Annotated in this window: 15 protein-coding genes; 3 read left to right on the top strand and 12 right to left on the bottom strand. The window is 61.8% G+C overall.

Annotation, left to right across the window (positions count from 1 at the left end):
- Position 1 precedes the first annotated feature (1 nt).
- From tdh to NKI47_RS20310, 3 genes are read right to left on the bottom strand one after another with little or no spacing between them, the layout of a single operon-like run.
- Entirely contained in the window at positions 2 to 1,036 is a 1,035-nt protein-coding gene (tdh, locus tag NKI47_RS20320) for an L-threonine 3-dehydrogenase (protein WP_352593130.1), read from the bottom strand.
- 34 nt (positions 1,037 to 1,070) lie between these two features.
- Positions 1,071 to 1,289 carry a hypothetical protein gene (locus NKI47_RS20315; RefSeq protein ID WP_352593127.1) on the bottom strand — a complete coding sequence of 73 codons (219 nt, stop codon included), beginning with the start codon at positions 1,287 to 1,289 and terminating at the stop codon, positions 1,071 to 1,073.
- Positions 1,286 to 2,473 (bottom strand): glycine C-acetyltransferase, encoded by a 1,188-nt coding sequence (locus tag NKI47_RS20310; protein ID WP_352593124.1) that lies wholly within the window; start codon positions 2,471 to 2,473, stop codon positions 1,286 to 1,288. Before NKI47_RS20310 ends, NKI47_RS20315 begins: the two co-directional genes overlap by 4 nt.
- A 264-nt stretch (positions 2,474 to 2,737) precedes the next feature.
- On the opposite strand from NKI47_RS20310, the gene NKI47_RS20305 reads away from it, so the two are divergent.
- The gene (locus NKI47_RS20305) at positions 2,738 to 4,810 is read left to right on the top strand and encodes a putative bifunctional diguanylate cyclase/phosphodiesterase (RefSeq protein WP_352593121.1); all 2,073 of its coding nucleotides are present in this window, start codon (positions 2,738 to 2,740) and stop codon (positions 4,808 to 4,810) included.
- Positions 4,811 to 4,815: 5 nt separating this feature from the next.
- Here the strand turns inward: NKI47_RS20305 and NKI47_RS20300 are convergent, their stop codons facing one another.
- Together NKI47_RS20300 and NKI47_RS20295 are read right to left on the bottom strand one after the other, a co-directional pair.
- Entirely contained in the window at positions 4,816 to 5,058 is a 243-nt protein-coding gene (locus NKI47_RS20300) for a type II toxin-antitoxin system Phd/YefM family antitoxin (protein ID WP_352593119.1), read from the bottom strand.
- A 20-nt stretch (positions 5,059 to 5,078) separates the two neighbouring features.
- Complete coding sequence (locus NKI47_RS20295) at positions 5,079 to 5,507, bottom strand: MarR family winged helix-turn-helix transcriptional regulator (protein ID WP_023674397.1); 429 nt, start codon at positions 5,505 to 5,507, stop codon at positions 5,079 to 5,081.
- A 156-nt stretch (positions 5,508 to 5,663) separates the two neighbouring features.
- Between NKI47_RS20295 and NKI47_RS20290 the strand changes: the two genes are divergently transcribed.
- Positions 5,664 to 6,032, top strand: a complete 369-nt coding sequence (locus NKI47_RS20290; RefSeq protein WP_245274614.1) for a hypothetical protein — start codon at positions 5,664 to 5,666, stop codon at positions 6,030 to 6,032.
- A 132-nt stretch (positions 6,033 to 6,164) separates the two neighbouring features.
- Here the strand turns inward: NKI47_RS20290 and NKI47_RS20285 are convergent, their stop codons facing one another.
- Complete coding sequence (locus NKI47_RS20285) at positions 6,165 to 8,210, bottom strand: oxidoreductase (RefSeq protein ID WP_352593116.1); 2,046 nt, start codon at positions 8,208 to 8,210, stop codon at positions 6,165 to 6,167.
- 113 nt (positions 8,211 to 8,323) lie between these two features.
- Here NKI47_RS20285 and queF point away from each other — a divergent pair, with 113 nt between their 5' ends.
- Positions 8,324 to 8,785 (top strand): preQ(1) synthase, encoded by a 462-nt coding sequence (gene queF / locus NKI47_RS20280; protein ID WP_023674394.1) that lies wholly within the window; start codon positions 8,324 to 8,326, stop codon positions 8,783 to 8,785.
- 14 nt (positions 8,786 to 8,799) lie between these two features.
- On the opposite strand, the gene NKI47_RS20275 is transcribed toward queF, so the two are convergent.
- The 6 genes from NKI47_RS20275 to NKI47_RS20250 form a co-directional block, all read right to left on the bottom strand.
- Positions 8,800 to 9,672: an alpha/beta hydrolase gene (locus NKI47_RS20275; protein ID WP_352593113.1), complete on the bottom strand. Its 873-nt coding sequence runs from the start codon at positions 9,670 to 9,672 to the stop codon at positions 8,800 to 8,802.
- Positions 9,673 to 9,695: 23 nt separating this feature from the next.
- Positions 9,696 to 10,880 (bottom strand): mandelate racemase/muconate lactonizing enzyme family protein, encoded by a 1,185-nt coding sequence (locus NKI47_RS20270; RefSeq protein ID WP_023674392.1) that lies wholly within the window; start codon positions 10,878 to 10,880, stop codon positions 9,696 to 9,698.
- 11 nt (positions 10,881 to 10,891) lie between these two features.
- The gene (locus NKI47_RS20265; protein WP_051406072.1) at positions 10,892 to 11,449 is read right to left on the bottom strand and encodes a hypothetical protein; all 558 of its coding nucleotides are present in this window, start codon (positions 11,447 to 11,449) and stop codon (positions 10,892 to 10,894) included.
- A gap of 4 nt (positions 11,450 to 11,453) precedes the next feature.
- Positions 11,454 to 11,933: a DUF3828 domain-containing protein gene (locus NKI47_RS20260; RefSeq protein ID WP_352593110.1), complete on the bottom strand. Its 480-nt coding sequence runs from the start codon at positions 11,931 to 11,933 to the stop codon at positions 11,454 to 11,456.
- Positions 11,934 to 12,038: 105 nt separating this feature from the next.
- Positions 12,039 to 13,688: an ABC transporter substrate-binding protein gene (locus tag NKI47_RS20255; protein ID WP_352569800.1), complete on the bottom strand. Its 1,650-nt coding sequence runs from the start codon at positions 13,686 to 13,688 to the stop codon at positions 12,039 to 12,041.
- 41 nt (positions 13,689 to 13,729) lie between these two features.
- On the bottom strand, positions 13,730 to 15,280 hold the full coding sequence (locus tag NKI47_RS20250; RefSeq protein WP_352452281.1) for a trimethylamine methyltransferase family protein: 1,551 nt from the start codon (positions 15,278 to 15,280) through the stop codon (positions 13,730 to 13,732).
- Positions 15,281 to 15,310 lie beyond the last annotated feature (30 nt).

Genomic DNA, 15,310 nt, shown 5'->3' with positions numbered 1-15,310 from the left:
GCTACCAATCCATCACCACCTTGCCGGAATTGCCGCTCTTCATCGCCTCGAAGCCGGAAATATAGTCGTCAATGCCGATGCGATGCGTGATCAGGCCGCTGACATCGAGCGGGCCTTGCACCAGCGCGATCATCTTGTACCAGGTCTCGAACATCTCGCGGCCGTAGATGCCTTTCAGATGCAGCATCTTGAAGATGACCTTGTTCCAGTCGATCTCGAAGCCGGTCGGCGCGATGCCGAGAATGGCGATCTTGCCGCCATTGTTCATAGTGTCGATCATGTCGCGGAAGGCAGGCGCGGCACCCGACATTTCGAGGCCGACGTCAAAGCCCTCGGTCATGCCGAGCGCCGGCATCACGTCGCGCAGCTTTTCCTTCGACGCATCGACGACATGCTGGACGCCGAGCTTTTTCGCCAGTGCCAGGCGCACCGGGTTGATGTCGGTGATGACCACTTTTCGCGCGCCGACGCACTGCGCCACCAGCGCGCCCATGATGCCGATCGGCCCGGCGCCGGTGACCAGCACGTCCTCGCCGACGAGATCGAAGGACAATGCGGTGTGAACCGCATTGCCTAAGGGATCGAAGATCGCCGCGATCTCGTCCGGCACGTCGTCGGGGATCGGCACGACATTGTGCTGTGGAATCGCCAGGTATTCGCCAAAGGCGCCCGGCCGGTTGACGCCGACGCCGAGCGTGTTGCGGCACAGATGCCCCCTGCCCGCCCGGCAGTTGCGGCAATGGCCGCAGACGATATGGCCTTCGCCGGAGACACGCTGGCCAACCTTGTATTCGGTCACCGCCGTGCCGAAATCGGCGACGGTTCCGACAAATTCGTGGCCGGTAACCATCGGCACCGGCACGGTCTTTTGCGCCCACTGGTCCCAATTGTAGATGTGGACGTCGGTGCCGCAGATCGCGGTCTTCCTGATCTTGATCAGCACGTCGTTGGGGCCGATCTCGGGCACCGGCACTTCTTCCATCCAGATGCCCGGCTCGGCCTTGGCCTTGACCAGGGCCTTCATCATGTTTGACATTCTTGAATCCTCGATCTAGCCAGCGATTTCTGAGCTAACTGCGGAAGTCCGTGAACACATCCACTTCAAATTTTGGCCCTTCTTTGCCTTGCAATTTTTCGAGGGCACAGACCGAATGCAGGAAGAAATACTGCATTGGCGGATCGTCTTCGGTGGTCCAAAGATTGCGAACTGAAACTTCGATGGCCTGTCTATCGGTCGTTTCAATGACCTCGCCGCAAAACCAGCACGACTTAGGGTAACCTTCAGTCATTTCAGCACGCCCAATTCCCTTCCCACATCCGAAAACGCCTCAACCGCACGGTCAATGTCCGCGCTGGAATGGGCGGCTGACATCTGCGTGCGAATGCGCGCCTGGCCCTTCGGCACCACGGGGAAGGAGAAGCCGATGACATAGATGCCGCGCTTCAGCATCCGCGCCGCCATCTCCTGCGCCAGCGTCGCGTCGCCCAGCATCACCGGGACGATAGGATGGTCGGCGCCGGCCAGTGTAAAGCCGAGCCTGCCCATCTCGGAGCGAAACCGCGCTGCGTTGGCATATAGGCGCTGACGCAACGCATCGCCATTGCGGACCAGTTCGAACACCCGAATCGAGGCGCCGGCGATCGCCGGCATCAGCGTGTTGGAAAACAGATAGGGCCGCGAGCGCTGGCGCAGCCAGTCGACCACCTGCTTCCTGCCCGAAGTGTAGCCGCCCGACGCGCCGCCCAACGCCTTGCCAAGCGTGCCGGTGATGATGTCCACCCTGCCCTCGACGCCGCAATGTTCGGCCGAGCCGCGGCCATTCCTGCCGACGAAACCAACTGCATGGCTGTCGTCGACCATCACCATCGCATCGTATTTGTCGGCGAGGTCGCAGACGCCCTTCAGATTGGCGATGATGCCATCCATCGAGAACACGCCGTCGGTGGCGATCAGCCGGAACCGGCAGTCGCTCGCCTCTTTCAACCGCGCCTCCAGATCGGCGATGTCGTTGTTGGCGTAGCGGAAGCGCTTTGCCTTCGACAACCGCACGCCGTCGATGATCGAAGCGTGGTTCAACGCATCGGAGATGACCGCATCCTCCTCGCCGAGCAGCGTCTCGAACAGGCCGCCATTGGCGTCGAAGCAGGAGCCGTAGAGGATCGTATCCTCCATGCCGAGGAAGCCAGAAATCGTCGCCTCGAGCTGCTTGTGTTCTTCCTGCGTGCCGCAGATGAAGCGCACCGACGCCATGCCATAGCCGTAACGGTCAAGCGCCTGCTTGGCCGCTTCCCGCAGTTCGGCGCTGTCGGCGAGACCGAGATAATTATTGGCGCAGAAATTCAGCACCTTCTCGCCGCCGACCTCGATCTCGGCCGATTGGGTCGAGGTTATCACCCGTTCGGATTTGTAAAGGCCGGCCGATTTCAGTCCTTCAAGCTCGCTGTCGATGTGGGAAAGGAATGCTTCGGTCATGATCAGGCCCTGTTGAGATCGACGAGGACTGTCGCGCCGCGAGGGCGAAAAATCCATCGCAAAAACGACCGCTTCGGTGGCGGCAATGGCACGGCAAGGCAACGATGTTCAAATGCGGAGGTGCCGCGAAAGATTGCAATAACCACTTCGCGGGTTTCCCGCCACGGTCGCCGCCGCCGGCCTGCTGCCGTCCCAAACCTGTTAACACTTTGAAGCCAAAGGTTGTCGCACAAGAATTCGTTGGCGAGAGGGCCGCCTCAGAAAATGTCGCAGCAGCCGGTGCACGCCGTTTCAGGCAGGCTCATACTCCTGATCAAATCCGGCTACTGGCTGGCTCTGCTGATCATAGCCGCCATGGTCGTGGCCTCCTTCATCCTGCTGCAACAAGTGATGTCTACCCAACGGCACAATCAGGCGCTGCTCGATATCGTCAGCACACAGAAAGCCCTGTCGCAACGCATCGTCTTCCTTGCCGGCGCGACAGGCAGCGCCCAGCGCGATCAACAGCGCGCCCTGGTTACCGCGCTCAAGCAAGCGACGGTGGAGTTCGAGAAGAACTACGATCTGCTGCTCGAACGGACCGCCGCCGATCCGGCGTCGCCGGCAAGGTTCGATCCGAAATCGATCGAGAGCGTGCTTTTCGCCAAGCCGTACCATCTCGACTATTTCTCGGTCGGGCTTATCGCCAACGGCGAACGCCTGATCTCGTCATTCGAATCGCGGCTCAACATGGCCGGCAATGGTGGCTACAAAGGCGGAGAGGAGCGCGTCAACCTGAACGCTTCCGTTGCCAACGCAACTTTGTCGGGCTATGCCGCACTTGGCCAGCGCATCAGCGCCTTTGCAGACCAGCGATCCGAAACACTTCTCGATCTTAACCGCACATTGTTCTACTCGACCATCGGCGTCATCGTGCTGGTGGCGCTTTTCATTTTCAGGCCAATGTCGAATGCCATCCTGCGCCGGACGCGCGAGCTGGTCGATGCGCGCAATTCCATGGCCTTTATCGCCGTGCATGACGGGCTGACCGGCCTGCACAACCGCACCTTCCTGACCGAGCATTTCGATACGCTGATCAATGCCGCGCAGCGACGGCGTGAACGGGTTGCCGTGGTGCAGTTCGATCTCGACCGGTTCAAGCAGATCAACGACACGTTCGGCCACGCCGCCGGCGATTATGTGCTGGTGGCGGCTGCGCAGCGCATGCGTGATTCGTGCCGTACGTCGGATCTCAACGTGCGGCTCGGCGGCGATGAATTCGTCATGATTCTCAACGGCGCCGGCAGCACCGAGAACATCGATACCGTCGCCCGGCGCATCCTGACCAAGCTCAACAAGCCGATCGTCTTTCGAGGCACGACAATTCATCCGGGCGTAAGTGCCGGGATTGCGGTCTACCCTGTCGACGCCGACAATGCGCAGGATCTGCTCGTCCATGCCGATCTGGCGCTGTATTCCGCCAAGAAGCAGGGCGGCGGCAGCTTGTCGTTCTTCTCCGAGGAGCTGAGGCACGAACTCGATTATCGCAAGCAGCTCGAGCTCGACATCAGGACCGCCATCTCGGAGAAGGCGTTCGAAGTCTATTTCCAGCCGCAGGTCTCGCTGTCGGACGGCGGCATCAGCGGCATCGAGGCTCTGGTTCGCTGGAGACATGCCGAGCGCGGCATGATCGCGCCGGGCGAGTTCATTCCGATCGCGGAAAAATGCGGTCTCATGCCCGAGATCGGCCGCATCGTCATTGCCACGGCGATCGACGAAGCAGCCGAATGGAACCGCGCAGGCATCGCCTTCGGCCGGATCGCGGTCAACGTGTCGGGTTCGGAGCTGCGCGAGACAGATTTCGAAGTCTTCCTGTTCGACATGCTGGAGAGGGCTGGCCTGCCAGCGCACAAACTATCGCTGGAGATCGTCGAATCCGTCATCCTCGACGACGAGAAGACCGGTATCGCGGCAAAGCTGCGGCACATTCGCGCCGCCGGCATCCATCTTGAGCTCGATGATTTCGGCACCGGCTACGCATCGCTCAGCCATGTCAATCCAAACGAGATCGATCGGCTGAAGATCGACCGCCGTTTCGTCCAGAACATCAACGAGAACAGCGGCAACACCAAGATCGTGCGTGCCCTCACAGAACTCGCCCGCGGTCTCGGCATCTCGATCGTTGCCGAGGGCGCTGAAACCGAAGCCGAGCTCGACTCGCTGATGGCGATCGGCTGCGACCAGGTGCAGGGCTATTCCATCGCTTTCCCGATGCCGCCGGACAGCGTGCGCGAATGGCTGGTGGCGCGAACGCCCAAGAAGGCCAGGCTGACGGTGCTGCAGGGCTGCCGGGCGTAGATCCGTCATGGTTCGGCCTTGCGAACCGACCTGATCTGCCGAGGCGGAAGGTCATCCTCATCACCGGGAAATCCTGCCAGCAATTGTCCAAAGCTGGGCACACGCGCCAGTCTTTCGTAGTCCTGAAACGACAAAATGACCGCCTGCTTGCGGCCGTGCCGGGTGATGATGGCCGGTTCTCCCGCGACGACCGGATCGAGCAGCGCCGAGAGTGTAGCCCCGGCATCCTTCAGCGAAATTTCGCGCATGGCGTTTCCTATCCTAATTTCTAACCCTCGACATTGGCCCGTAGCGCGGCCAGCACCTGTGCAAACTCTGCCAGCCTGTCGTCGGACAGTCCTTTCCGCAGCCGCTTGTCGAAGGCTAACGCGGCGGTGCGCAATTTCAGGAACAGCGCTTCTCCGGCTTGGGTCAGCTCCACCTGGTGAACCCGGCGGTTCTCGGGATCGCGGCGGCGCATCAGCAGGCCTTGCGTCTCCATGGCGTTGAGGTGGTGGGTCAGCGTTGCGCCCCGGATGCCGATCATGCCGGCGAGCTCGCGTTGGTTGGCCAGCTCCCGCGACTTGACCGACAGCAACGTGACCCAGACCGGCAGCGTGCCGCCTGCCTCGACCAAGGCAGCGTCGAAAGCCTGCGCAACCAGCTTGGCGGTGCGCGCGAGATTCATCCCGATCGGCGGGCGGTCAAAGGGCGTCATGATCCGACACTAGAACAAGGGCAAAGCCTATGGAACCGGCTCGAGCTTATGCGTTGACATCTAATCATTTGATATCTATCAATATGACTAGCGGTGGGCAAGAGAGGAAATGCGGTCATGCAATATGTCTACATCATCGTCCTCGGCCTTCACGTCATGGCGGGCGTGTTCTGGGCCGGCACCACCATCGCGGTCGCCCGCGAACCGGAGATCAGAGCGGAACGTTTCTTCCGGCCGCAAATGGGCGCAGCCGGCGTGGTTTTCCTCACGGGCTTGCTGCTGTGGTATTTCTTCCACAACGGCTCTTTCGGCTCGATGGAGAAGGTCTTGGCGCTGGGCATCTTGACGGCGTTAATCGCCGCCGGGGTTCAGGGCGCGCTGGTGGGTTCCGCCAGCAGGCAGTTGGCCGGCGCTGATGCGGCGAAGCAAACCCAATTGCGCGCCAAGATGACAAAAGGCGAACGCATCGCTGGCGGCCTGCTGGTCATCACCGTGTTCTGCATGGCCACCGCCAGGATGTTTTGAGCGTCCTGCCGCAATCGCAAGATCGTACGGTGCCCGGCGATAGCCGGCGGCGTGCGCGGCGCGCAGATCGGACCGACGTGCCTGGTGGCTCTCCGTACGGAGGTTCGGCTGCGCGCCACCAATCAATATTCCTCAGATCCGCAAGCCGAACCTGATGCCGTCATAGATGGCGGCGTGGATGTTGCGCGAGGCTACTGCATCGCCGATGCGGAAGAGCACGAAACCACTCTGCGGATTGCGCACCGGAAAGATGTCGCCGCCATTGACCAGTTTTTCGTAATCGATCGCGCCGGCGTTCTTCGACAGCGGCTTCAGCGCCAGGTAGAGATCGTCGAGCGGCAGCGTGCCGTGCTCGACCACCACCTGGTCGACCCGCCGCTCGCCGCGCCAGCCATCGGCGAAGTCGGAGGCGAGCTCGGCGATCAGCTGGTTGCCTTCGCGCCGCACCGAGCGCAGCCGTGTGTTGATGGTCACCGTGACCCCCTTTTCCTGGAAGGCGCGCATGTAGGGCACATGGTTCATGCCGCCCATTTCCGGGGCGAAGAAGCGCTCTGGTGAGACCAGCTCCAGCCTGGCGCCGCTATTGGCGATCAGTTCGGCGGCACCCATGCCCTGATGGCCGCCATTGTCGTCATAGAGCAGTACATTCTCGGCCGGCTTGATGCTGCCGGCCATGATATCCCAGCTCGAGGTGACGAGATCGTCGCCCGCCGTCAGAGGCGGGTTCTGCGGCAGCCCGCCGGTGGCGATCACCACCACGTCGGGCGACAGCGCCAGCACATCGTCCTTTTCCGCCCATTTGTCGTAACGGATCTCGACGCCGAGCCGGTCGAGCTCGGCCAGACGCCAATCGATGATGCCGATCAATTCCTTGCGGCGCGGGTTCTGCGTTGCCAGCCGCACCTGGCCGCCGGCCTGGCTCGATGCTTCCAGCACCGTCACCTGGTGCCCGCGCTCGGCGGCGACGCGCGCCGCCTCCAGCCCGCCGGCGCCGGCGCCGACGACGACCACCTTCCGCTTCGGTCCCTCGGTTTTCGGAATAATATGCGGGATATCAGCCTCGCGGCCCGTCGCCGCATTGTGGATGCACAGCGCCTCGCCGCCCTCATAGATGCGGTCGAGGCAATAGGTGGCGCCGACGCAAGGCCGGATCTCGTGCTCGCGGCCTTCCATGACCTTCCTGACGATGTGTGGGTCGGCGATGTGGGCGCGCGTCATGCCGACCATGTCGAGCTTGCCGGTGGCGATGGCGTGACGCGCGATGGCGACGTCGGAAATCCGCGCCGCATGGAAGGTCGGGAATTTCGTCGCCGCCCTGATCTCGCCGGCAAAGTCGAGATGCGGCGACGAGCGCATGCCGGTCACCGGGATGACTTTTGTCAGCGCCGCATCGGTCTCGATCGAGCCACGGATGATGTTCAGGAAATCGACCTTGCCGGAGCCGGCCAGCCGCCTGGCGATTTCGACGCCCTCCTGTTTCGACAGACCTTTCTCGAAATCCTCGTCGGCGACCATGCGGATGCCGACGACGAACTTTTCGCCGACCGCGGCACGCACTGCGTCGAGCACCATTCCGGTGAAGCGCAGCCGGTTGTCGAGCGAGCCGCCGAAATCGTCGTCGCGCTGGTTGGTGGCCGGCGACCAGAAACCGTCCATCAGATGGCCGTAGGCTTCGAACTCGATGCCGTCGAGGCCGGCAGCCTGGCAGCGCTGCGCCGCCGCCGCATAGTCGGCGACGATGCGCTCGATATCCCAGTCCTCGATAGTCTTGGGAAAGGCACGATGGGCCGGTTCGCGCACCGGCGAAGCCGACAGGACGGGCAGCCAGTCGGCCTTGTTCCAACCGGTGCGGCGGCCGAGATGGGTGATCTGTATCATCACCTTGCAATCGTGCTCGTGGCAGGCATCGGTAAGCTCGGCGAGCCATGGCACGATGCGGTCGTCATAGACATGCAGATTGCCAAAAGCGGCCGGGCTGTCGCGCGAGACGATCGCCGAACCGGCGGTCATGGTCAGCGCCATGCCGCCCTTGGCCTTTTCGGCATGATAGAGCCGGTAGCGCTCTTTCGGCATGCCGTCCTCGGAATAGGCCGGCTCATGGCTGGTCGACATCACCCGGTTCTTCAGCGTCAGATGCTTGAGCTGATAGGGCTGGAGAAGCGGATCGTTGCTGGTCATCGTCTTCCTGCTGTTTCAAATTGTGCTAATGAGCGGCAAATTTTGTTTTTACGCATGTCGCCGTCCCAAATCCGCTGCACAGTTTTGGGCGACATGCAGCAAGGAACCTGCTCATGACCGATACGAAAAACCTCACCCAGCTCGGCACCAACGTCGAGGCGCCACAGAGCCCTGAAGCGGCAGTCCTGGAAACCGTGCCGTTTTCGCGCGGCGACGGCCCGCCGGCCATCGTTCGCTTCACCTGCCCGGAATTCACTTCGCTCTGCCCGGTCACCGGCCAGCCGGACTTCGCCCATATCGTCATCGACTACGCACCCGATGCGCTGCTGGTGGAATCGAAGTCGCTCAAGCTGTTCATGACCTCGTTTCGCAACCATGGCGCCTTCCACGAAGAATGCACGGTGATGATCGGCCGCCGCATCATCGCCGCGACCAAGCCATTGTGGTTGCGCATCGGCGGCTACTGGTATCCGCGCGGCGGCATTCCGATCGACGTGTTCTGGCAGACCGGCGCACCGCCGGAAGGTGTGTGGCTGCCCGACACAGGGGTTGCACCCTATCGCGGACGCGGCTAATCGGACGAAGCGGCTCACCTGATCCCGGTCCGGCACAGGTTAGTCTCCAGGAAAGGCATCACCGCGTCGCGGTACCGCTGTTGGTCATAGCGATAGAGATCAACATGCCGCGCGCCGTCGAACCAGACCAGCTTTGCGTCAGCGCCTGCCGCATCTTTCAACGCCAGTGTCTGGCTGCGAGCGACAAACGGATCCGAATTGCCACCTAGCAGCAATATCGGCCGATCAATCGCGCCGATGCGATCGACCGGCCTGACATCATCTACCCCGAAGTCAAGGCGGAGCTGCATCTGCGCCAAGAGGATGGTCGCCTGTACGTCGCGCAACATAGGCAAGGGCGCTCGCAACGCCGTGGTTTCCAGCAAAGTCGCGTAGAGCTGCTCCAGGACATAGGCATCGGCATGCTCCTGCTGAGCGCCAAATACAAAAGCAGCCGCACCGAGCGACGAGCCGATGGCCGCCACCTTGCGACCGGCGAAGCGTTGCCGCGCAAAGGCGAGGATGCGGCTGGCGTCCTGCCGTTCGATGTAACCAAAGCCTCTGATATCGCCGCCGCTTTCGCCATGTCCCGACAGATCGAACAGCACGATCGAGTAGCCGCTTTCGAAAAGCAGCTTCGCTCTTGGAACCATGGCCAGCTTGTTTGAACCGCGTCCGTGTAACAGCACGATTGTTCCGCAACTGTCCTGCCGATCCGCCACCCAACCGGCAAGATCGGGCGCGCCCTCTTGCTTCAGAACGATGCGCTCCACCTCTAACCCCACAGGCAGCGTGAAGCTTTGCTGAGGCACGCGGGCCACCGCGCGGCTTCCTGCCTCCCAGGTGACAGCGCAGGCCAGGACGCAAACCGCCGCGAATAAAGCAACCACGACAGGACCTCTTCTCATCGATCGGTCACGTGCACTTCGCATCAGTTGAGCGGCAGCCGCCGGTAACGGCCGGGACTGTTCGGATCGCTGAAATGGTGCATCGGCCCGTGTTCGGCGAAGTGTGCTGACCAGCGTTTCATTGCCGCCGGGGCGAGCTCGACACCCAGCCCGTCACCTTCCGGCACGCGCACCGTGTTGGCGATCTGTTTGAACGGGCCGTCCTTGATCACGTCGCCGATCTGCCAGCGAAACAGGGATTGCGACGCCTCGGTGATCCATGGCGTTGCCGCCACGACGTGCAGATAAGCCGATGTCATGATGCCGAGATCGTTCGAATAGCACCAGAACCCCTTGCCCATCGCCTCACAGGCGGCAATGAATTTCAGAGTTTTCGACAATCCGCCGAGTGCTGCGAAATTGCAGACGAAGTAATCCGGCGCACCGAGCGCGACTGCCCGTCTGAGATCCGGGATGTGCGTCGAGAACGGAATGCGCGAATGCTGGCGCAGCGCAGCCATCTCCTCGAAGGTCGCGACCGGATCCTCGTAGTTGCGGATGTTGAACGGCTCGATCTCGCGCAGCACCCAGCGCGCTGTGGTCAGCGACCACTGCATGTTGGAATCGAGTTTGATCTGCGCTTTATCGCCAAGCGCCTCGCGCAGCATGCGCACTGTCCTGATCTCGAGCTCGGGATCGCCCATGATCAGCTTGCCCTCGAAGATCGTCGAGCCGTGCTGTTCTCGCATGCCGAGACAGTAGTCGACGATCGCTTCGGCGGTCATCTCGCCGCCGGCTCCGCCTTGAGCGGGGCGAAAGGCGAAATATTCCGAAAACGGAATGTCCTTGCGCACCGCGCCGCCGAGCAGCTTGTAGAGCGGCATGCCGAAGACCTTGCCTCTTATATCCCACAGCGCCAGTTCGACGGCGCCGAACGCCACCGTGGCTGCATTCTCGCCGGTGTTGGCGGTAATCTGCCAGGGCGGCACGCAGCGCGCCTCGCAGTCGGCGATGTCGAGCGGATCGGCGCCAATCAGCGCCGGCGCGATCTCGGCCTTGATCACCTCGCCGAAATGCCACCATGGCGCCTCGCCCAGTCCGACCACGCCTTCGTCCGTCTCGACCTCGATGATCGATTTCGACGCGCCGCCGTAGAGACCAGCCGTCCACCAGAACGGAGCATCGAGCGGGACGTTGACGTGGGTGACGCGGATGTTGGTGATCTTCATCGATTCCGTTCTCACTCGCACTGGTATTGGCTTAGCGCCCATTCGCCGGTCACCGAGAGCAGGTCCGATATCTTCCAGTCGCCGTCGATTTTTTTGAACTTCCATTCCAGCCGATGCGGGTTGCCGGCGGCGACGAAGGCGACGACGACCTTGGCCTCGTCGCCCTTGACCGCTTCGATGGTCTTCAGGCTCTTGTCGATCTCCGCCTTGTCGTATTCGGAATTGTCGAGCGCCATGTTGGGATCGAGGCACTCGCCCTGCCCCGACTTCCGCAGCGCGTCGCTCTTGTCGAGCACCGACTTTGCCGGGTCGGTGAAATGGCCCCGCTGAGCCGGATCGACCTCGAGCCCGGCATGCTCGTAGAACGGCTTCACCACCGCAGTCGGCGAGCCCGGCTGCACGGGTGCGGCCGGCGCGTTTTCTGCCGGCGGCAACACTGCCGGCGGAGGTGCCGCACTGTCGGCCGGCGCGTTTGCGGGCGGCGCGCCGAACAGGCCCTGAGCGGCGGCGCTGCTCAATCCGGCCAGCAGGCACGCAGTCGCCAAAATCCAGGGATGGCAGCGAAGCACGGCGTCACTCCGGAGGCTGCCCGGCCAGGCATTCGAGCACACTCAGCGTCCAGCCGCTGGTCTTCGAGGTAATGTCGGCGACCTTCCACTGGCCGTCGATCTTCTTCAACGACCAGACCATTTCGCGTTTGGAATCATCGCCTTCCGGGAAAAGGTTGAACGTCGCCGTCACCTCGGCGCTGTCGCCATCCAGCGTTTCGGCCAGCGTCAGCGTCTTGGCCACGGTCTTCTCGTCATAGTCCTGCGCATCGAGACCAGGGGCGAAGTCGATGCAGGGAACTTCATCCGGATGGTTCTTTGCCGCATTGTCGTTCAGTTCGAACAGTTTCGTCACCGGCGCGGTGAAGCGGTCGCGATATTGCGCATCGGCCTCGAATTTGACCGACGGGACATAAAAGAACTTCACGGCGTTGGCAGCAGGGCCGGCAAACGCGGCCGCCGGCACGGCCATCGAAAGCGCGGCAACAAAAAGTGGCAGTTTCATGGGTGTCCCCGATTGTTCACTGACGGAAGCTATCAGTACCACGCATCTTGCCCGTCGGCTTTCTTGCGGTCCATGAAATCCTGCAACGCGTCCTCTGCTGGCAACTCAGGCGTTCAGCCAGACATTCTGGAGATCCATCTCGAAGGTTTGGTGGACACCGTAGTTCTTCACCTTCTCGTTCATGTGGCTGAACAGCTTCTGCCAAAACGGTTGAATGATGACGCCCGAATCCTGCAGGATCTGCTCGATGTCCTTCATGACCTCGCGGCGCTTTTCCACGTCGATGAGCGAAAGAGCCTGCTTGAGCTTGGCGTCGAAATCAGGGTTCGAGTAGCCGGTTTCGTTCCAGGCCTCGCCGGTGCGATAGCCGAGCGCCAACACCTGTACGCCAAGCGGGCGCATGTACCAGATGGTCATCGAATAGGGGTATTTCGTCCAGTCGTTCCAGAAGGTCGACCCCGGCAGCACGGTGCGCTTCACCTTGATCCCGGCATCGCGCAACTGGCCGGCAATAGCGTCGCCGGTGTTCTTTTGCCAATCGTCCTCGACGGTGATCAGTTCATGCTCGAAGTCGTCTTGCCCGGCATCGGCCATAAGCTTCTTGGCGCCCGCGGCGTCGCGTGTCTTCTTGGGCAGCGCGTAGTATTCCGGATGAATCGGGCTGACGTGGTGGTTTTCACCAACAGTGCCTCGCCCGGCGTAGCCAAGTTCGAGCACCGCTTTGTTGTCGACGGCCATCTGGAGGGCGTTGCGAACCCGCTTGTCGTCATAGGGCTTGTTCGTGATGTTGGTCCGGGCGACGAGCGTGGTCGCTGTCGCGACCTCCGATTTGACCAGCCCCATCTTGTCGAGAATGTCTATGAAGTCGGCCGGCGTCTCGAAGTTGAGGTCGATTTCGCCGGAGTCGAATGCATTTATCGAGGCGTTGAAATCGGTTCCGTAGTCGATGAATTCGACGCCGTCGAGAAGCGCTTCACCGCCCCACCATTTGCCATTTTCACGACGCTTGACGACCGCTTTCTGGCCGACCGCATAAGACACCAGTTCGAACGGCCCGGTGCCAATCGGCTTCTCGATCGGATTGGCGCCGTCGGCGTCGAAGTTGCGATGGACCACCAGCGCCGGATAGTCGGTGAAGTTCGGGATCAGCGAGATGTCCGGCTCGTTCAGCTTCAGCTTCACCGTGTTGTCGTCGACCTTGGTGATCGCCCCTTCCCTGGCCTTGCCGGTCTTTGCATCGATCAGCGCACCGACGCGCGCGGCCATCGAATTGCCGGCGGCAGCCTTCTCGCACCAGCGCGTCAGATTGTAGGCCACGTCATCGGCGTTGAAAGCATCGCCGTTGTTCCAGGCGATGCCCTTGCGCACATGCAGCACGTATTCGGTGGCGTCGTCGTTGACCTCCCAGCTTTCGAGCAGAACCGGCTCGAATGTGAACTGGCGGGTGTAGCGGACAAGCGGCTCGAGCCAGCAGCGTGAAATGTTCGCAAGTTCCACCCAGTCGTAGGTGCGCGTGTCCTTTTGCGCCTTCACCGACATCGAAACGTGCAGCGTTCCGCCTTTCTTCGGCTCTTCAGCCAAAGCCCGCTCCGGCACGGCAAGTCCAATCATGCCGTAGGCAAGGGCCGCCGATGCGCCGAAAGCGCTTGCCAGGGCCAGAAACTCCCGCCGGTCGACGCGACCGGCGCGCGCCTCGCTGGCCATTGCTTCGATGGCGCTCGGTACGCGATCGCCGTTGCTTCTGAAGAGTGTCATTTTTTCCTCCCTTATGGTTCGCATCGGGTCTTCGCCCGTGATCAACTAACGCTGTCCGGCAGTTTCTCCTCGCGCCGCGCAATCAAATCTTTGAGACCATCGGCGATGCCCTCATCGAGCTTCGGCTCCTCATAATCGGCGAGCATGTTGCGCGCTTTCTCGCGGCCGCGGGTGTCGTGGTCCTTTGCTCCTTCCGCCTTCCACTGTTCGAACGAATTGAAGTCCATGATGCTCGGTATGAAGAAGGCGGACTCGAAATGTTCAAGCGTGTGCTGGGTGCCGAGGAAATGGCCCTGCGGTCCGACCTCGCGGATAGCCGCCATAGCCTCCTTGAAATCGTCGAATGGCAGCCCGCCAGCATATTTGTACCAGCCGACAAGCTGCTCGCAGTCGGTGGCAAATTTCGAATAGCCGCAGGTCAGGCCGGCCTCGAGCCAACCGGCGGAGTGCCAGATGTAGTTGGCGCCGGCAAGGATGGCGGCATGCATCAGCATGTTCGCCTCGTAGCCCGCCTGGGCGTCGTTCAGCTTCGAGCCGACATGGAAACCGGACGTGCGCCACGGCAGACGATACTTCCGCGCCAGCGCGCCCATGAGATACATCATCTGGGCCGCCTCCGGCGTGCCGCCCATGGGAGCGCCGGTCTTCATGTCGACCGTCACCATGAACTGTCCGTAGATCTGCGGCGAACCCGGACGCAGGAGCTGTGTGAACGCGACGCCCGCCAGCGCTTCGGCATTGACCTGCGCGACCGCACCGACGGCAGAGGCCGAAGTCGAGGCGCCGCAAAGGGCGAAGGGGGCGAGGATCAGCGGCTGGTTGTGGCGCGCATAGACTTTCATCGCGTCCAGCATGGTGGCGTCCCACACCAGCGGCGAATTGCAGTTGGTGATCGACACCAGGACCGGGTTGTCGCGGACATAGTCCTCGCCGAACACGATGCCTGCCATCGCCATCGTGTCTTCGGCTCGATCCTTGGAGGTCACGATGCCCATGAACGGCTTGTCGGAGTGCTTCAGCGCCGAATGGATGATGTGGAGGTGACGTTTCGGCACCGCGATTTCCATCGGCTCGCAGATGATCGAGCTCGACGAATGCAGCGCCGGCGCCATGTAGGCGAGCTTGTGGAAATTGTTGAGGTCGGCGAGTGTGCCGTAGCGCCTGTTGTTGTCGAGGTCGCGCACGTAAGGCGCCCCGTACATCGGCACGAAGATGGAGTTGTTGCCACCCACACGTACGGAACGCTGGGGATTCCTCGCATTGAGCGTGAACTCCGACGGGACCTTTGAGATGAGCTCCATCAGCAGGGCGCGGTCGATCCGGACCCTTGTCTCCGAGACATCGGCGCCCGCCGCCTTCCACATTGCGATCGCCTCGTCGTCGCGGAACTCGCATCCGACTTCTTCGAGGATGGAGAGCGACTCCTGGTGGATCAGCTCAACCGCTTCGTCCGGAACCATCTGATAGACGGGAATCTGGCGGACCAGGGTTGGAAACGACGCTATGGGTGCGCCCCGCAGCGCCTTGCGCCCCAGGCGGCCGCCGCTGCGGCGGTTGGTGTGTTCGCTCACTTCAACGGCCGGTGCGTTCATGAAGGCTCCATATTCCTGTTGGTGACCAAT

The sequence above is a fragment of the Mesorhizobium sp. M0633 genome (assembly GCF_040320645.1).
In the GTDB taxonomy this organism is placed as follows: domain Bacteria; phylum Pseudomonadota; class Alphaproteobacteria; order Rhizobiales; family Rhizobiaceae; genus Mesorhizobium.
This window is presented reverse-complemented; position numbering and strand designations above follow the sequence as displayed.